The 23,915-nt window shown below is 57.6% G+C and carries 17 protein-coding genes; 7 read left to right on the forward strand and 10 right to left on the reverse strand.

The features are described 5' to 3' along the window. The first annotated feature begins 92 nt into the window (after positions 1-92). Positions 93-2,705, forward strand: coding sequence for a cyanophycin synthetase (gene cphA, locus J4D97_RS13365; protein WP_208307993.1), 2,613 nt, complete (start codon positions 93-95; stop codon positions 2,703-2,705). A gap of 179 nt (positions 2,706-2,884) precedes the next feature. On the opposite strand, the gene J4D97_RS13370 is transcribed toward cphA, so the two are convergent. Then, positions 2,885-3,832 carry a hypothetical protein gene (locus J4D97_RS13370; RefSeq protein ID WP_208307994.1) on the reverse strand — a complete coding sequence of 316 codons (948 nt, stop codon included), beginning with the start codon at positions 3,830-3,832 and terminating at the stop codon, positions 2,885-2,887. Between the two features lie 53 nt (positions 3,833-3,885). Here J4D97_RS13370 and J4D97_RS13375 point away from each other — a divergent pair, with 53 nt between their 5' ends. The 4 genes from J4D97_RS13375 to J4D97_RS13390 all read left to right on the forward strand — a co-directional run bounded on the left by J4D97_RS13375 (position 3,886) and on the right by J4D97_RS13390 (position 8,613). After that, complete coding sequence (locus J4D97_RS13375) at positions 3,886-4,551, forward strand: methyltransferase domain-containing protein (RefSeq protein ID WP_347879345.1); 666 nt, start codon at positions 3,886-3,888, stop codon at positions 4,549-4,551. 339 nt (positions 4,552-4,890) lie between these two features. Further along, a complete protein-coding gene (gene kdsA, locus J4D97_RS13380; RefSeq protein WP_208307995.1) occupies positions 4,891-5,745 on the forward strand; it encodes a 3-deoxy-8-phosphooctulonate synthase in 855 nt (284 codons plus the stop codon). 148 nt (positions 5,746-5,893) lie between these two features. Beyond that, positions 5,894-7,651 carry a signal peptide peptidase SppA gene (sppA, locus tag J4D97_RS13385; protein ID WP_208307996.1) on the forward strand — a complete coding sequence of 586 codons (1,758 nt, stop codon included), beginning with the start codon at positions 5,894-5,896 and terminating at the stop codon, positions 7,649-7,651. Positions 7,652-7,794: 143 nt separating this feature from the next. After that, positions 7,795-8,613, forward strand: coding sequence for a purine-nucleoside phosphorylase (locus tag J4D97_RS13390; protein ID WP_208307997.1), 819 nt, complete (start codon positions 7,795-7,797; stop codon positions 8,611-8,613). Between the two features lie 161 nt (positions 8,614-8,774). Here J4D97_RS13390 and J4D97_RS13395 read toward each other — a convergent pair whose 3' ends face one another. The 4 genes from J4D97_RS13395 to J4D97_RS13410 form a co-directional block, all read right to left on the reverse strand. Continuing rightward, positions 8,775-9,620, reverse strand: coding sequence for a DUF4249 domain-containing protein (locus J4D97_RS13395; protein WP_208307998.1), 846 nt, complete (start codon positions 9,618-9,620; stop codon positions 8,775-8,777). A gap of 4 nt (positions 9,621-9,624) precedes the next feature. Continuing rightward, positions 9,625-11,916, reverse strand: a complete 2,292-nt coding sequence (locus tag J4D97_RS13400) for a TonB-dependent receptor (protein ID WP_243900307.1) — start codon at positions 11,914-11,916, stop codon at positions 9,625-9,627. Between the two features lie 160 nt (positions 11,917-12,076). Next, positions 12,077-12,388 (reverse strand): thioredoxin, encoded by a 312-nt coding sequence (gene trxA / locus J4D97_RS13405; protein WP_185282794.1) that lies wholly within the window; start codon positions 12,386-12,388, stop codon positions 12,077-12,079. Between the two features lie 70 nt (positions 12,389-12,458). After that, the gene (locus J4D97_RS13410; protein ID WP_185282795.1) at positions 12,459-12,905 is read right to left on the reverse strand and encodes a hypothetical protein; all 447 of its coding nucleotides are present in this window, start codon (positions 12,903-12,905) and stop codon (positions 12,459-12,461) included. A 249-nt stretch (positions 12,906-13,154) separates the two neighbouring features. Between J4D97_RS13410 and J4D97_RS13415 the strand changes: the two genes are divergently transcribed. Together J4D97_RS13415 and J4D97_RS13420 are read left to right on the forward strand one after the other, a co-directional pair. Continuing rightward, the gene (locus J4D97_RS13415; protein ID WP_208307999.1) at positions 13,155-13,472 is read left to right on the forward strand and encodes an HNH endonuclease; all 318 of its coding nucleotides are present in this window, start codon (positions 13,155-13,157) and stop codon (positions 13,470-13,472) included. 105 nt (positions 13,473-13,577) lie between these two features. Then, positions 13,578-14,642, forward strand: coding sequence for a DUF6687 family protein (locus J4D97_RS13420; RefSeq protein ID WP_208308000.1), 1,065 nt, complete (start codon positions 13,578-13,580; stop codon positions 14,640-14,642). A gap of 20 nt (positions 14,643-14,662) precedes the next feature. On the opposite strand, the gene J4D97_RS13425 is transcribed toward J4D97_RS13420, so the two are convergent. The 5 genes from J4D97_RS13425 to J4D97_RS13445 form a co-directional block, all read right to left on the reverse strand. Next, positions 14,663-18,103, reverse strand: coding sequence for an AAA family ATPase (locus tag J4D97_RS13425; RefSeq protein WP_208308001.1), 3,441 nt, complete (start codon positions 18,101-18,103; stop codon positions 14,663-14,665). A gap of 618 nt (positions 18,104-18,721) precedes the next feature. Further along, a complete protein-coding gene (locus J4D97_RS13430) occupies positions 18,722-19,552 on the reverse strand; it encodes an ion transporter (RefSeq protein WP_208308002.1) in 831 nt (276 codons plus the stop codon). Between the two features lie 273 nt (positions 19,553-19,825). After that, positions 19,826-20,755 carry an NmrA family NAD(P)-binding protein gene (locus J4D97_RS13435; protein ID WP_208308003.1) on the reverse strand — a complete coding sequence of 310 codons (930 nt, stop codon included), beginning with the start codon at positions 20,753-20,755 and terminating at the stop codon, positions 19,826-19,828. Between the two features lie 167 nt (positions 20,756-20,922). After that, on the reverse strand, positions 20,923-22,140 hold the full coding sequence (gene sbcD / locus J4D97_RS13440; RefSeq protein ID WP_208308004.1) for an exonuclease subunit SbcD: 1,218 nt from the start codon (positions 22,138-22,140) through the stop codon (positions 20,923-20,925). Positions 22,141-22,263: 123 nt separating this feature from the next. Continuing rightward, positions 22,264-23,622, reverse strand: coding sequence for an MBL fold metallo-hydrolase (locus tag J4D97_RS13445; RefSeq protein ID WP_208308005.1), 1,359 nt, complete (start codon positions 23,620-23,622; stop codon positions 22,264-22,266). Positions 23,623-23,915 lie beyond the last annotated feature (293 nt).

Here is a 23,915-nt window from a genome sequence, read left to right on the forward strand (position 1 = left end):
AAAACCAGCCGTAAGCCCGACATTATCCCTACCTTCTGGCCTTGTCTTGCGTATAGTGCGGGCATACTCCGTTTTTCACCCACGCTTATCGTATGAAGATTGTCGACCTGCGCACCATGCGCGGCCCTAGCTATTGGTCTGTTAAACATACTCGCCTGATTGTCATGAAAGTTGACTTTGGGGAGTTGGCCGGCACCTGGTCGAATAGCATGTCTGAGTTACCGGAGCAACTGGCGGAGCTATTCCCGAACCTGGGTATGGCTAATCCGCACCATTCTGCCGAGGCCACCAAGCATCCGCCCCTCACCCGCGACCAGCTAGCTGATGGTGAGCCGTTGGCTTATGTACTGCAACACATGGCACTGGCCTTGCAGCGCCAGGCCGGCATGCCGGTGTATTGGGGCAAGTCCTACCCCGCGCACGAAGCAGGGATGGAGATGGTGGTGTTTGCTTACCGCGAAGAGCGCGCTGGCCGCCAAGCCGCTGAATACGCAGTGGAAATACTAGACGCCCTCTGCAAAGGCCAATCAGTGGATCTGAAGCCCATGCTGGCGGAGCTGCACGATATTCGGGAAGAAGAATACTTCGGACCCAGCACGCAGAGTATTGTGTCGGAAGCGGCTTCGCGCAACATTCCCTACATCCAACTGGAGAACAGCAACATTATTCAGCTGGGTTACGGCGTGAACCAGAAGCGCATCTGGGCCACTACCACTACCTATACATGCAATGCAGGTGTAGAAATTGCGGGCAACAAAAACCGCACGAAAGCCATGCTCAAGAACGCGGGCGTGCCCGTGCCCCGCGGTACCACTGTGTACTCGGAAGAGGGTCTGCGGGATGCTATTGACGAGTTGGGCTTTCCTATTGTGACTAAGCCGCTGGATGGCAACCACGGCAAAGGCGCCACCATCAAGATTCAGAATTGGGAAGATGCCGTGGTAGGCCTGAAAGCAGCGCAGGAATACTCTCGCGCCGTGATTGTGGAACAGTATATTGAGGGTGCCGACTTTCGGTTGCTGGTAGTAAATGGTAAGCTGGTGGCTGCGGCCAAGCGCACGCCCGCCGCCGTAACGGGCAACGGCACGCACACCATTCAGGAGTTGATTGATCAAGTCAACACCGACCCACGCCGCGGTATTGGCCACGAGAAGGTGCTCACGGCCATCAAAGCCGATAAGCACACGCTGGATATCCTGGCTGCACAGCAATTGTCGCTGGACTCCGTGCTACCGGCCGGCCAAACAATCTACCTCAAGAGCACAGCCAACATCAGCACCGGCGGCACCGCTACTGACGTGACCGACCTGGTAGACCCCTACAACGTACTACTGGCCGAGCGTGTCGCCGGCACCATCGGCCTTGATATTTGCGGTATCGACCTGCTCACCGACGATATTGCGGTGCCGCTCAACGAAACTCGCGGCGCCGTGATTGAGGTAAATGCCGCGCCCGGCTTTCGGATGCACATTTCACCCACTGAAGGATTGCCGCGCAACGTGGCAGCGCCTGTGGTGGATATGCTGTTTCCGCCCGGTGTGCCTACCCGCATCCCCATCATTGCCGTGACGGGCACCAACGGCAAGACCACTACCACGCGTCTGATTGCTCATATGGTGGCCTCTAAAGGGTACAAAGTAGGCTTCACCACGACGGACGGGATTTACATCCAAGGCGTGCAGCTGCAAAAAGGCGACTGCACCGGTGGCCAAAGCGCCGAGTTCGTGCTGCGGGACCCTACCGTGAACTATGCAGTGCTGGAAACCGCCCGCGGCGGCATGCTGCGTTCTGGGTTGGGCTTCCACTCCTGCGATATTGCCGTTGTCACCAACGTAGCCGCCGACCACTTGGGCCTGCGTGATATTTACACCGTGGAGGAAATGGCTGCTGTGAAGGGCGTGCTACCCCGTACGGTGCGTAAAAATGGTTGGGCTGTGCTGAATGCTGACGACGATTTGGTGTACCAGATGGGCCACAAGCTCGACTGCCGTGTGGCCTACTTCAGTATGGATGAGAACAACCCGCGCATTCTGGAGCACGTGGAGGACGGCGGCGTGGCGGCGGTGTACGAGGAAGGCTACATCACCATCTACAAAAACAGCTACAAGCTGCGCATCGACCGGGCCGTGGAGTTTCCGGTGACGTTTGGGGGTAGGGCTGGCTTCAACATTGAGAATAGCCTGGCGGCGGCGCTAGCCGGTTACCTGGCCGGGTTTGATAAGGACGATATCAAAACGGCGTTGCGCACGTTTGTGCCTTCGGCCAGCAAAACGCCGGGCCGCATGAACGTGTTTAAGTACCCGCAGTTTGAGGTGATTGTGGACTACGCCCACAACACAGCAGGTATCACCAAGTTTGCTGATTTTCTGAATGCTACCGAGGCCACGCATAAGGTAGGCATTGTGTCAGGCCTAGGCGACCGGCGGGAAGAGGATACGTTGGGCTTCGCACGCATAGCCGGGCAGATTTTCGACGAAGTAATCCTGCGCCAAGACCGTGACTTACGCGGTAAAACTGCTGAGGAGCTACGTGAGCTAATGACCCGCGGCCTGCAACTAGACAAGCCCGAGATTCCCATCACCTACATCGAAAACGAGCTGGACGCCATCGACCACGCCCTCCACACTGCCCGCCCTGGCTCTGTGGTGTGCATCTTCACCGAAAACATCAGCGCCACCATCAAAAAGCTGGAGAACCATCAATAAGGATGAAGTTCGTCTGAACCACGAATTCGCTCGGATTTTTCGGATTACGCGAAGTTTATGGATGATTTCAAATAAAAGGAGCTTGCCAATTGGCAAGCTCCTTTTGTTTTTTGGTACAGTATAAATCGTCCACAAAATTCGCGTAATCTGAAAAATCCGAGCGAATCCGTGGTTCAGACTTACTTCAACGTGAACGTGGTTTTGCCGATCATCACGCCACCCGAATATAGCTCTACCGTGTGCAGACCGGTTTTGTAAGGTGCACCCTTGGCGTACAAAAACTGCACAGGCTGGCGGGTGTTATCAAACACGATGTCCTGCTTGGCGGTGTAAAACGCCTCCGACCCATCAACCATAAACGTGCCGCCGCCGGTGCTCAGGTTGTATAGCGCCGAGCCGTCGGGCTCGATCAAGCGCATCATGATTTGCTTGGTTTCCTTGGGGGCCACGTCGTTGCGAGCTAGGTTGAAAGTAACTTTCACTTTCTCTACCCGCTTGGCTTTGAACTCGTTGTCGTCGTCGTCCTTTTCTTTGTTGCGGCCGTTGATGATGCCTACCCGGATGTTGTCGGCTTGCAGGCGCGAGGCCACGGCTACCTTGTCCGACAGCTCCTGGTTGGAGCGTACTACCGTCGAGATGGTGTCGGTGAGTTTGTTTTGGCGCTCTTTCAGGGTAGTTGTTTCGGTGTAGAGAGCCTCGTTATCAGCCTTCAACTGAGCAATTTCCTCGTCTTTTTTGCGCAGCTGGTTCTCGAAGTTGGCGGCGCGCTCCTTAAAGCGACGCTGCTCGGCAATAGAGAAGCTGCCCTTGCGGAAGGAGCGCAGTTTCAGCAAATCGGCGTTGATAGAGGCAATGCGAGCCTCCAGCGAGTCGTTGGCTAGGCCCATCCCTTGTACTTCTTGGCTCTGGCGCTCAAAATCAGCCTTTAAGGTTTCGTACTCTTTGATTTGCTGTTCCAGCTTGGAGTCTTTCTCTTTGACAGTGGCTGTCAGCTGCTCGTTTTGCTTGCCTTTCTGCTGATTCAGGTAGAACAGGAAGCCGTTGATGCCCAATAGCACCAGAAAGAGGGCCACGAACAGCCAGACCCGGTTGTTGTTTTTAGGTTCAGAATTTTGAGTTGGTTCCATGTAATGGGAGGGTTAAGTGATACCCGGCAGATGCGGGTGGGACCAGTACCTTTGTGCACAAAAATAAAGGGATTGTGCACGTGCGCAAGTCCCGGCTTAAATCGGATAAGGTGATGCAACCTACGCAAAAGCTTGATGCCATCTACTGGCAAGGGCGTTACGAGGCCGGACAAACTGGCTGGGATACGGGCCAGATAACGCCGCCTCTGCGGGAATATTTCATGCAGCTATCCGAGCCTGATGCTCGCCGCATCCTCATTCCGGGCGCTGGACGCGGCTACGAAGCCGAATATTTGCACGGCCAGGGCTACTCCCAGGTGTGGGTGGCCGACGTGGCGCCCGACGCCCTAGCGGCCCTGCAAACCCGCGTGCCCAACTTCCCGGCGGACCACTTGCTGCTACAAGATTTTTTCGCCTTTGCGCCCACCGAGCCATTCGATTTGCTGGTAGAGCAGACGTTCTTCTGTGCCCTCGACCCCGCCCAGCGCCCCAACTACGCCCGGCAGTGCGCCGCGCTTTTGCGCCCCGGTGGTACGCTCGTGGGCTTGCTCTTCGACACGGAGTTTTCGCAGCCCGGCCCACCCTTCGGCGGTAGCGCGGCGGAGTACCGCACCTATTTCGAGCCGTATTTTGATTTCGTGCATTTCGCGCCGGCTTATAATTCGCTGAAACCCCGGCAGGGTAGGGAGTTGTTTATCTGTCTGCGTCGGAAAAGTTAAGAACGCAACAATGCTATTTTTACAGCAAATTCTGCAAAAGCTGCTGTTAGCCCTTTTGGCTACCTTCTGGATAGCTGATTTATTGCTGCTATGTATGCTGGCTTATGCTGTCTGTCGCAGCTTTCTATTTCCGTACACTGAGCAAGAATTACGCGACACGGTACTATGGGAGCCAGAAGACAAAGACGGATACCTATTGTTCTTTCTATTAAGCTTTCTGTTGCTACTAGGTATTTCGTGGATAATGCGTAGAACAACGCGTACCCATTAATATTCTGCGTTTCATAGCTTCCCTATTCGTTTAAAGACTTACCTTCTCACATTCACCTCTTGCCTCCTATGTTTGCCCAACTCGCCAACGCTCTCCCGCATTTCCGCAATACCAATTCTGGTCAGTTCTTTCTGATGGCTGGCCCCTGCGTTATCGAGGGCGAGGACATGGCCCTGCGCATTGCTGAGCGCATTAAGCATATCACCGATAAGCTCCAGATTCCTTACATCTTCAAAGGCTCCTACCGCAAGGCCAACCGCTCGCGCCTAGATTCCTTCACCGGCATCGGCGACGAAACGGCCCTGCGCATCCTGCAAAAGGTGGGGCGCGAAATTGGGGTGCCTACCGTCACCGACATCCACGAAACCACCGAGGCTGCCTTTGCCGCCGAGTATGTAGACGTGCTGCAAATTCCGGCGTTTCTGTGCCGCCAGACCGATCTGCTGATTGCCGCCGCCAAAACTGGCAAAGTAGTGAACGTGAAAAAAGGCCAATTCTTGAGCGGCGACGCCATGCAGTTTGCCGTGGATAAAGTGCGCCAGTCCGGCAACGAGCACGTGATTCTGACGGAGCGTGGCAACTCGTTCGGCTACTCCGACTTGGTGGTGGACTTCCGCAACCTGCCGGCCATGCAGCAGTTTGGCGTGCCCGTGGTGATGGACGTGACCCACTCCCTGCAAAAGCCCAACCAGAGCAGCGGCGTGACGGGCGGCCAGCCGGTCCTCATCGAAACCATTGCCAAAGCCGCCATTGCCGTGGGCGCCGATGGCCTGTTCATCGAAACGCACCCTACCCCCGCCACCGCCAAATCGGACGGGGCCAACATGCTGCCGTTGGATCAGCTGGAGGGTCTGCTCACCCGCCTCACCACGTTGCGCCAGGCCTTGCAGGATACGGGCAGCATCGAGGCCTTGCCAGCGTAAAAATTATCTGTCATCCTGAGCTTGCGAAGGACCTTCTCACGGCAGAACGAGGCGTTGTTCAACGTGAAAAGGTCCTTCGCAAGCTCAGGATGACAGACTGTTTTACGTTTCTATATCTTTTCCGCATCTCCCTATCTGAATCCCCTACATGAAACAATTTTTTAAGTACGTGCTGGCTACCCTCACGGGGTTGGTGCTGTTTGGTATACTGAGTTTTGTGCTGTTGCTGGGGGCGCTGTTTGTTCTGGCCAGCTCCGCCGATAAGGAGGTGACGGTAGCCAGTAACTCGGTGCTGGAAATCAAGCTGGATAAGCCGTTGGCTGAGCGCGAAAGCCGCAGCTCGTTGGCGTCGCTCATCAGCTCGCAGGCCGATGATATTGGGTTGGAACAGGTGAAAGAAGCCATTGGCCGTGCCAAAGATGACGGCGACATCAGAGGCATTTTGCTGAATGTGGAGCTGGTGCAGGGTGGCATGGCCTCGCTGGAGGAAATTCGCGATGCGCTGCTGGATTTCAAGAAATCGGGCAAGTTCATCGTGTCGTATGCCGATGCGCAATCGGAAAAGAGCTACTACTTGGCTTCGGTGGCTAACCGTATCTACCTCAATCCGCAGGGCACGCTGGAGTTCAACGGTCTCAGCTCGGAGACCTACTACTACAAAAACCTGTTCGATAAGCTGGGCGTGGAGCCGTACATTTTCCGGGTAGGCTCGTTTAAGAGCGCCGTAGAGCCGTATTTCCGCACCAGCATGTCGGATTCGGCGCGGCTGCAAACGTCTTCGTTCCTGAACTCGCTCAACAACTACATGCTGGGCCATGTGGCCACGGCCCGCCGCATTCCGGGGCCACGCCTCAAGGTTATCAGCGACTCGATGCTGGTGCACAACGCCGACGACGCCAAGCGCCTCGGCCTGGTTACCAACTTAGGCTACTACGACCAGGCTACCGACTACATCAAAGGCAAGCTGGGCGTGGCGAAGGATAAAAAGCTGAGCACCATTGACCTGAGCGACTACGCCAAAAACAGTGAGGATGAAACGCTGGGCAACAACCGGATTGCCGTTATCTACGCCGAGGGCGACATCGTGACGGGTAAGGGTAGCGGCAGCAGCATTGGCAGCACGCGCTTCGCCGAGGCCATCCGCAAAGCCCGTATGGATGATAAGGTGAAGGCCGTAGTACTGCGTGTGAACTCGCCCGGCGGCTCCTCGCTGGCCTCGGATATTATCTACCGCGAGGTGGTGCTCACCAAGAAAGTGAAGCCCATTATTTGTTCCATGTCGGATGTGGCGGCGTCGGGCGGCTACTTCATTGCCATGGCCTGCGATACCATCGTGGCCCACCCCAATACCATCACGGGTAGCATCGGCGTATTCGGCGTATTGCCGAACATTGGACCGTTCTTGAGTGAGAAAATTGGGGTGACGACGGACCGGGTGAAAACGGGCGAGTTCTCGGATATTCCCACCATTACGCGCCCGCTCACGACCTACGAGAAACAGCAGCTGCAACAGGAGGTAGACCGCATCTACGCCGATTTCACCACCAAAGCCGCCCAAGGCCGCCACATGCCTGTAGAGCGCCTGCGCCGCTTGGCGTCGGGTAGGGTGTGGTCGGGCAATGAGGCCAAGGCCCGCGGCCTGGTCGACGTGCTGGGTTCTATGGATGATGCGTTGCGTATCGCCGCCCGCCGCGCCAAGCTGAAAGAGGGCGACTACTCCTTGCAGCGCCTACCCCGCCAAAAAACCTTCGTCGAAAGCATGTTCAGTGGCCTGAACGAGGAAGTGCGCTTGCGCATGGTGAAGCAGGAAATGGGCGCGCTCTATCCTATGTACGAGCAATACCAGAAGCTCACGCAGATGCACGGTGTGCAGGCCCGCATGCCGTTTGAGATGACGATTGAGTAACGTTTTACAACGTTTGTCATCCTGAGCAGAGCGAAGGACCTTCTCACACCAGAACGAGTCGTTGTTACGCCTGTTATTCTGCCGTGAGAAGGTCCTTCGCTCTGCTCAGGATGACAAACGGTCTTACACTTCAACCCCAACCCATGCAACAACTCCGCGAAGCTACTGCCTACCTCCAAACCCGTCTGCAAGACTTTCAACCCGAATTCGGCATTATCCTCGGTACCGGTTTAGGTGGGTTGGTGCAGGAAATCGAAGTAGCCCACACGTTTTCCTACGCTGATATTCCGCACTTTCCAGTGTCTACGGTAGAGAGCCATTCAGGCAAGCTGCTGGCGGGCACGCTGGCGGGTAGGCGGGTGCTGGTGATGCAGGGGCGCTTTCACTTCTATGAGGGCTACTCCATGGAGCAAGTAGTGTTTCCGGTGCGCGTGCTAAAGCTACTGGGCATTCAAAAGCTGTTTGTGAGCAACGCTGGCGGCGGCCTCAACCCTGATTACAACTACGCCGACCTCATGCTCATTGAGGACCACATCAATCTGCAACCCACCAACCCGCTCATCGGCAAAAACCTGGACGAGTTGGGCCCGCGCTTCCCCGATATGCTGGAGCCCTACGACCACAGCCTGCTGTCCCTAGCCGAAAAAGCTGCTCAGGATTTAGGATTCGCCGACAAAGTGCGGCGCGGCGTGTACGCCTCCCTACCCGGCCCCATGCTGGAAACCCCCGCCGAGTACCGCTACCTGCGCACCATCGGGGCCGATGGGGTAGGGATGAGCACCGTGCCCGAAGTCATTGCCGCCGTGCACATGCAACTGCCCGTGCTGGCCATATCCGTCATCACCGACCTGTGTGCGCCCGGCAAGCTCAAGCGTGTGCAATTAGCTGATATTCTGCGCGTAGCCGCCGATGCCGAGCCCCGCCTCACAGCGCTGTTGAAAGCGGTAGTAGAGCAGTGTTGAAAAGGTGAAGTTGTGAGTTTGTGAAGTTGTGAATGAAAAAAAGTGTGTCCTCCTGAGCTTGCGAAGGACCTTCTCACGGTAGAACAACGAGTCGTTCAGCTGGCATAAGGTCCTTCGCTCTGCTCAGGAGGACACACTTTTTTTCATTCACAACTTCACCGCTACTCCCGCAGAATAATATTCTGCCGCTGCACGCTCAGTACCGTGAATACCCCAATGCCGCCCGTCACGGTTGATTTTACGCCGGAGGGCTGCGCGAAGGGGTTATTGTTGGCACTGCGCGCATCCTGCACCGATTGCAGAAAGTTGTAGTAGGGCGTGTCGAGGTGGAACAGGCTGACGATGAGCGTGTCGTTGGGGCGGAACTCGTAGGACGTGCCCAGCGTGATACTCTGGCCATCGGTGAGGCGGTCTTGCACGGTGTACTCCACTTCCGGTTCGCGGAGGAGGGAGCGGCGATGCACCATGAAACGGTAGGCGTCGCCGAGGCCGGCGGGGTCCTGGAAGGTGTTGAGGACGTAGGCCTTGCGCTGGTCGCCGGTTTCGTTGTTGAAGCGCCATTCTACCTTCTGAATCGGTACGGTGGCGGGCACGGTGGCCGTGCCGGTGAGGCGCCTACCTTGCTTGTCGTATACCTCCAGCCCAAAGATGTCGCCAGGCCGGGCATTCAGTCGCCGCCGACCAATGTGTGTGTAGCCTTTGCGCGTCGTGCGGTCGATGGTCGGCGCGTACATAAGCGTGTCGCGGGTGCCATTAGGGCGAATGATAATGGCCGTGGCATCGTCTACCAAGGGTATCACCGCCTCGGCTAGGTAGGGCTGCGTTTCGGTAATAGTCAGGCGCGGCACCACGTTCGGCTCCAGATACGCTTCCACCACCAACTGCGACGGCCCGAAAGGCAGCTCCACGTCGATATCTTGTTGCAGGCTGCCGCAGCCGGCCAGTAGGGTAGGAGAGAAGAGGCTCAGCAACAGCCAGGCAGCAGGTCGGCGGCGGAAACAGCGCATCAGGTTAGAATTTGAAGTTGTATGTAACCGACGGAATAGTCGGAAACAGCGACACCTGCCGGGCTCTGTATCCCGTGGTGAGATTGGTCTGCGGATCTTCTATCCGGTCGAAGTAGATGAAGTACGGATTGCGCCGGTTATAGGCATTGTAAATGCTCAACGTCAGGTCCGACTCGCCGTGGCGGGGGCGCAGCTTATACACCAGGCCCAAATCGAGGCGGTTATAGGGCGCTAAGCGGTAGGTGTTGCGCTCGGGGTAGAGCGGCACCGCTACCGGGTTGCCGCCGCTGCCCAGCGCATCTTGGTAGATGAAACGCCCCTGCGGCAGTGTAGTAGCGGCCCCGGAAGTGAATACAAACGAGCCCGTGAGGTTGATGCGCGGCGAAAGCTGGTGCAGGACCACCACCGTCAGATTATGGCGCCGGTCGTAGGTAGGGTAGTAAATAGCACCGTTGTTGATGCCCGTGGTGCCGCGCTGGGGCGGAAAGCGCCGCTTGGTCCAGGCCAGGGTGTAGCCAATCCAGCCGGTGGTTTTGCCTTCCTTTTTCTCCAGGTAAATTTCGTCGCCATAGGCCCAGCCCTTGCCGAATAAGAACTCTTGGTCCAGATCGGCATTGGCAAACAGCTGGGCGCCGTCCCGAAAATCAATCTGGTTTTCGGCCCACTTATAGTATACCTCGTTGGTCAATAGATACTTGCCGCCGCCCAGCAGCCAGCTCACGCCCGTGGCTACCTGTTGCGAGCGTTGCGGCTTCACTGATAGGCGCGAAGGGTACCAGATGTCGGTGGGTAGAGACGCGCCCGAGTTCGTGACCAAGTGAACGTACTGGTACATCAGCGCGTAGTTGGCCTTCAGGCTGAGGGTAGGGGAAAGGGAATAGCGCGCCGCCACGCGGGGCTCGATGCCGCCGTAGGTATCGGAGCCGCTGTGAAAGCCCGACAGGCGCAGGCCATAATCAAGCTGCCACTTGTCGTTGACAGTAAAGTTGTCGGACGCGTACAGGCCGCCTTCCTGGCCGGTGTAGCTCACATCGGAGCCGAAATTGACCAGGTTGCTCACACTTTCAGCCTGCAAACGGCCTACCCCAAAGTCGTGCGAAGTGATAGTGGCCCCGGCTTTCAGAATGTGCCGATTGTCGGCGGTGTGGTATTCCAGATCGGAGCGGAGGCTCAGGTCGCGGATGGTAGAGGCCAGGCCGAAGCTGAACTCGTCCAGCGCATTGCCGATGTTGTAGCGGTAGCGCGTGAAGGAAGCCGTGGTATTCAGGTACAGGCGCGGCGCAAAGGTGTGCTGCCAGCGCAGCGCGCCCAGCGTATTGCCCCACTCGAAGTTGATATTAAAGCCACCGTCGCTCTTAAAGCCAAACACATCCTTACCGTAATAGCCAGTCAGGAACACCTGGTCTTTGCGGCCCAACTGGTAGTTGGCTTTCAGGTTGAGGTCCTGAAAGTAGTAGTCGGGAATGGGGCTGTAATCTGCCGTGCCCTCGTTCAACCGGTTGATGGCCCGCGTGAACACATCAAAATACGTGCGGCGTCCGGAAACCAGAAAAGAGCCCTTGCCCTTGTTCAACGGCCCTTCCACGGCCAGGCGCGATGAAATCAGACCGATGCCGCCGCTCACGCCTACCTTCTCGTGGCTGCCTTCGCGCAAGCGCACATCAATAATAGAGGAAAGCCGCCCGCCATATTGCGCCGGAAAGCCACCTTTGTATAGGTCCACGCTCTGCACGGCATCGGGGTTGAACACCGAAAACAGCCCGAACAAGTGCGCTGGGTTGTAGACCACCGCATCATCTACCAACACCAAGTTTTGGTCCGATGAGCCGCCGCGCACGAACAGGCCCGAGGTGCCCTCGCCGCCGTTCTGCACGCCGGGTTTGAGTTGTAGGGTTTTCAACAAGTCCACTTCCCCAAACAGCGCGGGCAAGAGCTTGGCCTCGCGGGTAGTGAGGCGCTCCACGCTCATTTGCGTGGTCTGAAGTTTTTGTTCTAGCGTGCCCGTACCGCGCACAATCACCTCGCCCAGCTCATTGGCTGCGGTGGGCAGCTCAACCAACAGGCGCTGGTCGCGGCGCAGCGTGATGGTGCGCGTAACGGGCTGATAGCCAAGAAAGGAAACGACTACCTCGTGCGTGCCCGGGGGTAGGGGCAAGGAGTAGGCCCCCTGGGCATCGGTGGCGGTGCCGGTGGCCGAAGCAGGCACCGCCACCGACGCGCCGGGTAAAATTTCGTGCGTGTCGGCGGCGCGCACCACGCCACTAAGGGTATACTGCGTTTGCGCTAGCGCAAACAACGGTAGTAGTAGACTGACTACTAGAAGGGTACAGCGTGCAAACAACAGACGAAGGGTTTCGGGGCGAATGGTAGAAAAGTGCGGGCAAATGCCGCCTACTCCAACGCCCAACCTCGTCGGATAGTTTGTCGGTTAGGAATTGCGCACCAACAAAGCTACTTCAACGATTGACAAAGCCCTGCAACGCCTGATTGAGCTGCGGCGCGGGCACCACGCCCGCCTGCCGCCACACGGGCTGCCCATTCTGAAACAGAATAAGGGTAGGAATGCTCTGTACTCGAAACTGTTGGGCCACCGCCTGGTTGCGGTCTACGTCAATCTTGATGACGCGCAGCTTGCCCTGGTGCTGCTGGGCTACCTGTTGCAGAATGGGCGCCATGGTTTTGCACGGGCCGCACCAATCGGCGTAAAAATCGACCAGCACCGGCATGCCAGGGCTGTTGATTAACTCGGAAAAAGACTTCTTCGGCATGAGAAAAATGGTTGCGGAGTTGGAGAGGAAATGAACTACTCCGCATACGCAGGCGCCGACAAAAAGGCTTCTACTTCCGCTTCTCAACAACCGTTACGTCGTTGCCGGCTTTTTCAAACTCGAAGAAACCCCCTACTACCTTTTTGCCGCTCACCTGGCACTCCCACACGTAGCGGCCGGGCGCAGCCGTGCCTGCCTCGTTGCGGTCCGACTTGAAATAGTCGGCCTCGGAAGGCTCCGAGGGGAAGATAACGTCTACGCCTTTTTGCCCCGCTGGTATCTGCTTTTCCAGCATATAGCTTTTGCCGGTCGATTGGTTGGTCACCACAAACTTAGCGGTGTACGCCCCCAACTGACCAAACTTATCCACCACACCCAACTTCACGTACGAGTCCGTCGATACCAGCCAGGTTTGCGCGTGAGAGGCAGTGGAGCTTAACAGAAGCAGGGTCAGCGCGAAACCGGCTGCTCGTAGCAGTGTGGTCAAACCAGATAAAGAGGAAGTAGAAGTGGGCATACGCAAAAGATGAAATGTGAGGAGTAAAAAGCTAGGTTTTGGGGTTATTCTACTGGCCGAACTGCTTGCCTAGTGTCTTATGGAAGCAATTGCAATGAGTTGAAAATTTTGGATTAACATATTTCAAAAGAATCAGCTAAATATAAAATATTCTGGAAAAATAGACTGTTTATATTTATGAATTTTGCAATATATATGAATTATTATACAGTGACCATAAAAGATACTACCCAAGCAGCTAAGTAGAATATGGCACGCCGTCGGAAAGAGGTATTTGCTAAATCTGTGCCGGAAGAGCCGCAGTGTGCGCTGTGCTTGCGGCGGGTAAGGCAGGTAACGCGCCACCACTTGGTGCCGCGGGAAGAAGGTGGTAAGTATGGACCTGTGGCTGACTTATGCCAGCCGTGTCACAGCACGGTGCACCTTTTGCTACCCAACAAAACCCTGGCCCGGCAGTACGGGACCATCGAGGCTCTACGGGAAGCAGAGGAGTTGCAGAAGTATCTGGGCTGGATTCGGAACAACCGCGTAGAACGGATTTCCAACCGGCGTAGTAAGTATAAATAAAGCAATTTTAATTGTAAGGTTTTAAATAGAACTATGTATGGTTCAGGTGGCGTCCGATATTCTTGCCGTCGGGCAGGAAGCAGGCAGGCTGCTACCTTTACCATCATGACTTCTGCCCGCTACTTCGTTCCATTTGCCCAGCTACGCCAGCAGCCTACCATCCTGGTAGATAGCACCGGCTTGGGCGCTGCCCTCACGTTGGCGCACTGGCGCGGAGCCGTTACCCCTACACCGTTGCGCGACGATACCAGCGCCGGCTCGGTGCTGCGTGCCCTGCACCAGCCCGCCATGCCTGGACTGGAAGCGCAAGCCGTGTCGGCCAACCACTTCGACGTAGACGGATTTGTGGGCGTGTGGAGTCTGCTGCACCCCGAACTAGCGCTGCGCCACGAGCACCTATTGCGCCTAGTGGCTACCCTCGGCGACTTCCGCGAAATTGATTGGCACGACCCGCAGGCCAACCATGCCCTGCAACTGGTTTGCTGGCTGAATGCCGAGGAAAAGGCACGATTCTACGAGCCGTTTGGGGCGCCCGCCCGGCGACGGCGGGAGGATGAGGCTTCGGCCGAAAAGTTTGCGTGGTTCCTGCCGCGCTTTGCCGCGGTGCTGGAAAACCCAACGTCCGAACGCGCCGTGTGGCTGCCGGAATACGAACGGGTGCAGCAAGCCGCAGCCATCATGCAAAGCCCTGCTACCAGCCTCACGCCCTACTCCGAAATTGGGCTGATGGTGGTGCGCACACCGGAGCCGCTACCTTACTACGCGCTGTTCGGCCCCACGGCAGGTTTCGATATGGTGCTGAGCCTCTATGATAATCAGCGGTATGAATTTGAGTACAAATACACCACGTGGATTGATCTGGAATCGCGCCCCACGCTACCCCGGCTGCAGCTCGATGCGCTGGCTAATCGTCTGAATGCGCTGGAACAAACCACCCGCCGCTGGACTCACGACGGCATTACCGATACCGGTCCGCTGCTGCGCCTCTCTGGCAAAGGCCTCACCAAGGCCCAGCGCTACGCCGACCCCGACCAGCGGCCTCTGTACCAATCGTCTATCGCATCAGAAGAAATAGAGCGTGAAGTCGTGTCGTTTTTTCAGCAGGGTTACGCCACCATAGAGCCGCGCCGCTACTGGACGTGGGCAGAGATACGGGCAGCCGGGCAGTAGCGCCGCGCTGGAAATCGGCGCTACTGCTCTTCCCCAAACCCAATAACTCGCAACGTACTCACGCCGCCAGCGCCCTTGCGTACGTTAATTTGCGTGCTCACGCGTTCCTTTAGCGCCTCCACGTGGGAAATGATACCGATGGTTTTGCCGGTGCCCTGCAAGGTTTCGAGAGCCGATAGGGCCACGTCGAGCGTGTCGGGGTCGAGGGTGCCGAAGCCTTCGTCGATGAAGAGCGTGTCGATTTGCGTTTTGCGGCCGGCCAGCTCCGAGAGGCCCAGGGCCAGCGCCAGACTCACCAGGAAACTCTCCCCGCCTGATAGCGAGTTCATGGAGCGCACGTTGTCGGCCTGATAGTGGTCGGTGATGAGCAGGTCGAGGTGCTCCTGCGGGTTGCGGCTGATGCGGTAGCGGTCCGAGAAGCGGTGCAGGTGGCGGTTGGCCAAGTCTACCAAGCGGGCTAGGGTCAGGCCTTGGGCAAATTCGCTGAACTTCTTACCATCAGCCGAGCCGATGAGGTCCGTGAGCTGGCGCCAGCGCCGCGCTTCTTGCTGCTGCTTCTCAATTTCCACCACCAACGAAGCGTGCTTGGCTACCCCGGCGCGGTGGTCGGCGAGGCGCTGTTGGCGCTGGCCAAGCTGCTGGTTGAGAGTAGCAAGTTGCTGGGTGTTGTCAGTTAGTTGCTGCGTAATGACCTCCGGCAGCTCCGGCGTGAGGGCGCGGGCTTCCTCTTGTTGAAGCTGCTCGGCAGTTTCGCGTAGCGTCTGCTCGGCTAGGATGGCGTCTTGCTCGTGGCGGCGGAGCTGGCTTTGCAGGTTGTCTACCTCCGCATCGGGTAGGAGCAGGGTAGGGAGGATGGCGGGGTCAGGCGCGAGGCTAGCCGCGCCCAGCGCCTCCGACAGGGTAGCGTAGCGTTCAGCTTGCACTTGCTGCTGCTGTGCAACATCTTGCTCTCGCTGGCGCAGCTTATCGGTGGCGATGGTGAGCGTGGTAGTATGCTGTTGTAGTTGCTGCTCCGCCTGCTGGCGGCGCTGGTCGGCGGTGCGCACGGCCGTTTCCAACTGGCGACGGGCGTCGGCTACGCTGGTGGTATTGGGTAGCAGCTCGTGGCGCTGCTGCTGGCGCTGCACAATTGCCTGGTGCTGCTGCGCCAGGGCCTCGCGGCGCTGATCCAGTTCCAATTGCAGCCGTGTGCGCTCTTTCTCAGCAGTGGTGGCGCGTTCGTTTTCCAGGTCCAGCTTGCGTTCCAGCTGCTCGGCTTCCAACTGCTTGCGACGGAAATCGGCACCGGCAGTTTCCAGGTTTCGCACCAGCGCCGCGCCGTTCTCACCCGAAAATTCCAGCCCAAACGACCGGATTAAGCTCGTGATGTTCTCCTTCATCAAAGGCTCCTGTTCGCGCGCATCCTGCAAGCGCGTGGTCAGGCGTTCCAACTCTGTCCGAAGCTGCTGTTGCTGCTGTTGGGCGTTGTGTTGGTCTGCCTGGGCTTTGGCCTGAATGAGTTGGGCCTGCTGCTGCAATTGTTCCGTATCACTCAGCTCCTTAGCTAAGGCGCGCACGGTGGCCGGTATAGTCGTTTCTTCCTCTTCTGACAACCACCGCACCACTGCCGTTTCGGGCTCACTTAAAGGAGCGCCGTTTTCCAGCAATCCGCTGATGCCCACTAGCCGGTTGATGCGCCCTTTCAAGGCTACTGTTTGCTTCTCCAAGGCTTGCTCCCGTTCCCGGTCGCGCTGCACAGAGTCTTCGCTCACGCCCAGTACGCCGGTGGCATAGGGGTGCTCCACGGCTCCACACAGCGGGCACGCCTCGCCGGCTATAAGGTGCCGACGAGCTTCCTCATGGGTCAGAATAAGCTGATGCGCGTGCATGAGGCGACGCAAGTCCTGCAAGCTGGCATCCAACGTGGCGGCTTCGCGATGCAAGCGGGCTACGTGGTGCGTTAGCTGGTGGCGCCAATCGGTGCGGGCGGTAGCGGCGGTGGCGTGCCGCTGGGCCAGGGTAGTGAGTTGGGTGTTGGTTTCGGCAAGTAACTGGGTGCTGTTGGTCTCGGTGCTGGTGGCGGCGGTCAGTTGGCGCTGGCGCTCCCGAATCAACTCACTCAGCCCTGTAAGCTCAGTACGGTTGTGCTGCCAATCCTGGAGGTAGCCACTCAAAGGCGCCAGGGCTTCCGATGCGCTGCTGAGGACGGTGTGACGCGTAAGCCACTCGCGCAATGTGCGGGCCTGCTGCTCCTGCTGATGCACCTGCGCGGCGGCCAGGGTAGCCGTGTTTTTCTGCTCTTTCCATTGAAGGTTGAAGCCTTGGTATTCCTGCTTGCCCTTCTCTAGTTGATGTTGCTGGTCGGCTAGCTGATGGTCGAGCAATTCGGTGGCGCGCAGCTTCGGCTCCTGTTCCGCCTGAGTGGCAGCGGCCTGCGTATGGACCTCGTGGGCGGTGTGCAGCGTGGCTTCGGCGGTGGCACGGCGCTCTTGCAGCTGCGGTAGTTGCTCTTGCAGCTGGCCTACCTCGGTGCGTAGCCTGCCTAGCTGCTGCTCGGCTTGGCGGAGCAAGGCATAATCGGTGGCGAAAGGTGCGGCCTGCTGATGCAGTGCCAAACGCTGCCGCAATGGGGCCAGCGTTTCGGCCTGGGCAACAAGTTGCTGCTGGCGTTGCTGGGTGGTGTGCTGACGTTGACGCAGGTCGTGCAGCCTTTGGTGCCACTGCCGCGCCTCGCGCAGCTGCTCCTGGGTGGCAGTAGCGGTTTCGAGCTGAGTGGTTAGTTCCTGCGCTTCGGCTTCCAGCGCCCCTACCTCTTCTGCCGACAGCAGCGTCACGCCCGCCAGACCCGCCCGCAATTGCTCTACCCGTTGGGCTTCTTCCTTGGCCCGTTGGAACGCCGCCACCGAAATATCGGAGTACTTGCGCGTGTCAGTAATCTTCTCCAACAGTTGGGCCCGCTCGCCGGGGCTCGACTTCAGAAACCGGGTGAAGTCGCCTTGAGCCAGCAGCACGGAGCGCAGAAACTGCCGGTATTCCAGCCCGCTCAGCTCGGCCACGCGCACCGGCACCCGCGACTTGTAGCTTTCCAGAATCGGCCATTTATCGGGCGCCTCGGGGGTAGGCGTTTCGGGTTGCTCGCTCAGCTCCATTTTGGGGTCCTGGAGGTTGCCACCGGGCTTGCGGCGGGCGCGGTACTGCCCCCACTTCGAGCGGTAGGTTTTGCCGCTCACCTGAAACTCCACCTCGGCCCAGCTCTCGCCCGTGCCGTGGCTCATCACCTGCTCGGGGCCGCTACCCTCGTGGCGCGGCACCTGGCCGTAGAGGGCCAGCGTAATGGCATCGAGGATGGTGGTTTTGCCGGCGCCGGTAGGGCCCGTGATGGCAAACAGCCCCGCATCGGCCAGAGGGGCGTGGCTGAAATCAACAAAATGCTCCCCGCGCAGGGAGTTGAGATTGAAAAAGCGGACGCGGAGAATTTTCATGCGGAGTAAACACCAGGGCGGACCACGAAGTTACTGCGCTAAAAGAAACTGCATGGTGAGACAAGGCGCAGAGTCACCTTTTGATACTTGAGAAGTAGGCGTGCGTAAGTGATATGCGCAGCGAATTGTAGTTATTTAGTACATGCATACTTCGTTATCGCCCCTACTTATCCCGGCGTTCATAGCCGTGTTTATTGGCTTTTGGTGCGTGGTTTGTAAGCTTATCTCCTTTTTTGGCTGGCACCAACTGTCTACACAATTCGAGGTTGCGCCGGAAGATATGATAGAGCCGCAGTTTCGACTGCACCATGCGAAACTAGGCTTAGCCAGGTACAACGGCGTAATCAAAGCAGCCGCATCGGCGTCTGGCTTATCACTGTCCGTTGTGTTTCTTTTTCATATAGGCCACCCTCCACTGCTCATTCCCTGGTCGTGTATTGGGTCGCTTGAGGAGCAAACGTTTCTTTGGTCCACTACCTACACAACGCGTATTCTAGCAGGCAGTACTAGTATCAAGTTCAAATTCAGCGGCGAAGAATTTAAAAAGGTAATACAGCCCTGGTTGGCAGCAGGCTAAGCCCAGTGTTGTACTAGATGCAGTGTAGAATATAGCAGCCTCTACAGCTTCTCCCCGCAATTCCAGCAAAACTCGGCGTCGTCGCGGTGGTCCCCAGCTTGGCATATGTGGCAAGTCGCCTGCTTGAAGGTAGGCGCATCGGAGGTAGGGCGAGCCATTTGAGCCGATACAATACCGGTGGGAACAGCAATAATGGCGTAGCCCAGAATCATCAAGATAGAGGCCATGGTTTGGCCCAGTATGGTACCCGGCGAAATGTCACCGTAGCCAACGGTGGTCAGCGTTACGATGGCCCAGTAGATGCTTTTGGGAATGCTGGTAAAGCCGTTCTGGCCACCTTCCACTACATACATGAAGGTGCCAATCACAATAACTAGCGTGAGAACCGCCGTCAGGAAAACAAGAATTTTGAAACGGCTGGCTTTAAGCGCGTTCAAGATAAATTCGCCTTCTCCCACAAAGCGGCCCAGCTTAAAAACGCGAAAGACGCGCAGCAGCCGCAGTGTTCGAATTACTACGAGATAGTGGCTGCCTAGCATCACCAGAGAAGCCAGCGTAGGCAGAACAGCCAGCAAATCGATAATGCCCAGCAAGCTTAGTGCATAAGCTAGTGGCCGGCGTACCACCACCAGCCGGATGATGTACTCTAGCAGAAACAACCCCGTGAAAGCCCACTCCACTGCCCGCAACAAAGACCCGTATTGCGCCGCAATCTGACTCACGCTTTCCAGCATCACTGTGAGCACGCTCAGCACAATGGCCACAAGCAGCACTGCATCAAACGTCTGGCCGGCCGGCGTGTCCGATTCGAAGATGATGCGGTAGGCGCGCTGCTTCCAGTGGGGGGTGTTTTCGTGAGGCGGTATATCCATTAGCGAGGAGCAGGATGGTAGGTAGTTGCCCTCTACCTACGCAAACGGGCCTTTGCAGGTATACCAGCAAGCGCCTGTGCCAGGGCGTTGTGAATTTACTACCTACTACTAGTGAAGTGATTAATATAAAATTATACTCATCGGATATCTCTTATTCACACCCGCTTATAGCTGAGCTTGCAAGCAAATAGCACCAAGCAAAAAGAGCGTTATTTCGACCAATGGAAGAAACAACGCTCTTTGGTTTAATATCCAGAGAGTCAACAGTAACGCCTACCCCCTTTTTGGCAGTACATCCTGCACCTTCGTCCAATGCAGGTCGGGGTATCGGTCGTTGTCCAGTGTGGGTAGGCTGACTTGACCCGAGAGCATGTTGTGCATGTACTGCATGCCCTGCCACGGTGGGAATACCTCGTTCTCGGCTGGCATAAGCGTTTTCGTCACCTTGATCATCGTTTCTAAGACGCCCAGGCCGCCTACCCGTAGCAGCTTAAAGGGCTGACCCATTACCTCGCTGGCAATGGCTTGCAGGTCGCGCACGGTGGTGACGTCGCCGGCGATGCGCAAGTAGCGGGGCGTGGTGGGGTCGAGAGCGGCGGCAGCGGTGTAGGCAGCCGTGTCGACCATGGTGGTAGACTCCAGTGGCTGGTCGGCGCTACCCCAGTACACAATGCGGCGTATGGTTGGCTGAATGAGCGGCGCCTGTCCGGTGAACAGGTCCATGAACATGCCGTTGAAGATGGACGTGGCCTGAATAGGTGCCTGATCAAGCCGCTGCTGAAACTCCCGGCGCAGGTCGAAGTTGCGGTTCGAGCCTTCGGGCAAGCGGGTGAAATCGGCGGAATAGTCGGAGGGGATGAAGCGCGGTACACCAGCAGCCGCAGCGGCATTGAGCAGGCGCGTTTGGGCATCCACAATCACCGGCCGCAACCCCGACAACGCCGACACCACACAATCGGCCCCATGGCAGGCTTGCGTGAGGTCGGCCACGCTGCTGTAATCAGTCTCTACCACCTCAGCACCCTGCAAGCGCAACGACTCTGCCTCGGCCGACGCACTGCTGTTAGGGCGCACCAGGGCCCGTACTGTAGCGCCTCGCTGGCGAAGGTGGTGGGCAATCAGTAAACCAAGCGAACCGGTAGAGCCGGCTAATACGATGGTAGTGGGTAGGGTAGTAGAGCCAGCTTTAGAGTCGGTAGCCATAAGTGGGAGTAGTAGGTGAGTAGTTAGGTTGCACTGTATGGGCGTGTCAACTACAGAAAGTAGTACCGCCTACCTTTCCCGAAGGTTGTGGAGAAGCAAGAAAGACACGATTTCATTCAAGCCTGAGCAGGGTAGAAAATACGGCCAGCAGTAGAATAGGCCGCGTACTACATTCCTTCCAACAACTCATCAAACGTGCGCAGCAACTCCGGCCGGTCTTCTTCTGGCTCCGCTTCCAGGCGCTGCACAAACACTTCGCGCTCCGTGAAATCGTGTAGGCTGCGGGTGAGGGGTTCCTCTTCCTGACCCAAGAGGCGCGGGGCCGCCACGCGAAAATGGCGTCGGTTCAGCACTTGTAGCTGCCCTCGGTCCAGGGCTTCTATCACCTTCAGCAACTGCTCGGCTACCTCCAACTGGCTCAACTCGGAGCGAATCTCCACGTCGGCCCAGGCGGGTAGGGGGTAGTCGGTGTTGTCGTAGGTGGTGAGTTGGGTGAGGACTTCGTCGAGGTTTCCGTGGAAGCGCACCAGCCGGCGCACACCCGGTACGGGTAGGGAGTTGATGGTGAGGCCATCTGGGGTGAACTCCAACAAAACAACCTCCTTAGGATAGTCGATTTCGGAAAACGACAGCGCAATGGGCGCCCCCGAATACCGGATGTGCTCCCGCCCGCCCACGCGCTGTGGGCGGTGCAAGTGCCCTAGGGCCACATAATCAAAGACGGTAGGGAAATGCTCGGCCGTTACCTGCCCCAGGTTGCCCACATGAATGGTGCGTTCCGAATCGGAAGGGGAGCCGCCAGCGGCGTAGAGGTGGCCCGTAGCTAGCACAGGTAGGCCAGCAGCTTTCAACTGCCACACAGTTTCCAACTCGGCCAAGCGGGCGTAGTGGTCGGCAATGCCTTGCTTGATGCGGGCCTCGCGCTCCTCGGCGCTTTCGCCCGGCACCGATAGGCGCACATCTCGGTCGCGCAGGAAAGGCACGGCGCATATCACCAGGCCAGGGCGACCCTGCGCATTGTCAATCACCAGTACCTGGTCGTCGAAACAATCAGGCACGCAGCCAATTACGTGCACGCGCAAGTGGCGCAGCAGGCGGGCGGGGGCATTCAGGGTAGCCGGCGAGTCGTGGTTGCCGCCCACCAGCACCACATCGCGGCAGCCGGTGTCGCGCATTTGCAGCAGGAAGGAGTAATACAGCTCCAGCGCCTGGTTGGAAGGGGAACCCGTATCAAATACGTCGCCGGCCATCACCAGCACTTCTACCTGCTGCTCGCGCACGGTCTGCACCAGCCACTCCAGAAAGTGACGGTGCTCCTCCGTGCGCTCGTGGCCACCCACGAAACGCTGACCCAAATGCCAGTCGGCGGTATGCAGAACCTTCATATAGGGGCGTGTTGCAGGCGCCCGTCGTTATTACGAGACGGGCGCAGGGAATCTAGGGGGTAAGGAATGCTAGATGAAGTATAGGGCTCAACATCTAGCAGCAGTAGCGGGTGTCAGACGCTCCTACTGAAACTCCTGTACAGCTTCGCCCAAATCATACACAGCCGTACCGGGAAGTAGCGGCACCAAAATGCTGGCGCCCGCCGCCGAGCGGTAGCCACCGGCGCAATGCACCAGCACTGACTTGTCGCGTGGGATTTCGCCAGCTCGCTCGCGCAACTCGGGTAGAGGAATCAGCAGTGCCTCCGGAAACAGGGCCTGTTGAGCTTCGGAGCGGTTGCGAATGTCCACTATCGTAAACTCCTCGGGATGTTGTCGCACATCCTCCACATCCACTTGCAGGCTCACGGCCGGCAGAATGGGCGGGGTAAGCAGTGCACCCTTGATGTTTGTTTCGTAGCCAATTTTGGCCGTTTTACGGATAACGGTGTCCAGGGCAATACGCGTGTCGGCAATGAGGTAGAACGGCTCATCGGGGCCTACCACCGAGCCCAGCCAGGTTTCAAACTTGCCCCCATCCTGTAAGTTGATGGCTGAGGATAAGTGGCCCGCCTTGAACTGCTCTGCTGGTCGCGTATCAATAATGAGCACGCCGGGCTCTAGAGGCTCATCGGCTTGCAGACGCGGCACACACCGCACGCTGTTTTCGAAAGAAGAAGCGCCCTGCTTGTTCAGGAGCACATCGTACCCAAAATACTTGGGCACAAAGGGTTGATCTTCTAGCAACACCCGCACAAACTCCGGTTCCGTCATGGGCTGAAGGGCGTAGTTGGAGCGCGCCTCCTTGCCAATAGTGCTGTCTAGCTCGGTGCTAGTGGTTTTGCCGCACAGCGAGCCAGGCCCGTGGGCGGGGTATACCTTGGTAGCGGGGGGTAGGGTCAGGAGTTTGTCGTGGAGGCTGTGGTAGAGCTGCACGGCCAGGTGCTCGCGCTGATGGCCGCCCACGGCCTCACTTTCGCGTAGGTCGGGGCGGCCCACGTCGCCCACAAACAAGGTGTCACCGGTGAATACGGCACGGGTCTGGCCCAAATCATCAATGAGCAGCACCGAAATGCTGTCGGGGGAGTGGCCAGGAGTGCTGAGGGCGTGCAACTCCACGGTGCCCAGCGTCAGCCGGTCGCCATCGTCGAAATTCTGGTGAGGATAGGCGGCTTTCGTGAGCTTGCTACAGTAGATGGTAGCGCCGGTTTCCTCGGCTATTTCCAGGTGGGAGCTAACGAAATCGGCGTGGGGGTGGGTTTCGATGACGGCCTCGATGGTAGCATCGTGCTCGTCGGCGAAATCATAGTAGGGTTGTGGGTCGCGGCTAGGGTCGATGAGCGCCACGTAACGGCCGCACCGGATAGCGTAGCTGGCATGGGCCAGTCCTTTATCATAAAACTGCTGAATCTGAACAGACTGACTACTAGGCAGGGGACTCATGAGGGAAGCATATAGTGAATGCGACGCCGCGCGGTAAGCTGGTCCGGACGCGGCATCGACCGGCCAGGCCCGCCGACGCATATTCTCAAATATAAGCAAACGCAACGTGCGCCGGGAGGTTAGGGAAAGGAAGGGTTAAAAAATTGAGGCGTAATGTATTGGTCATCAACCGGATAAAAAATAAGGCGGTTATGCAATGCCGTGTAGCTCTGTAATAGAGGGCAGGGCATTTGCCACAGACAACGTCATGCTCAGCTGTCGAGCCGTGCATCCGTCAGAAAAGCGGCATTTGC

The organism is Hymenobacter defluvii, assembly GCF_017589435.1.
Taxonomy (GTDB): Bacteria; Bacteroidota; Bacteroidia; order Cytophagales; family Hymenobacteraceae; genus Hymenobacter; species Hymenobacter profundi.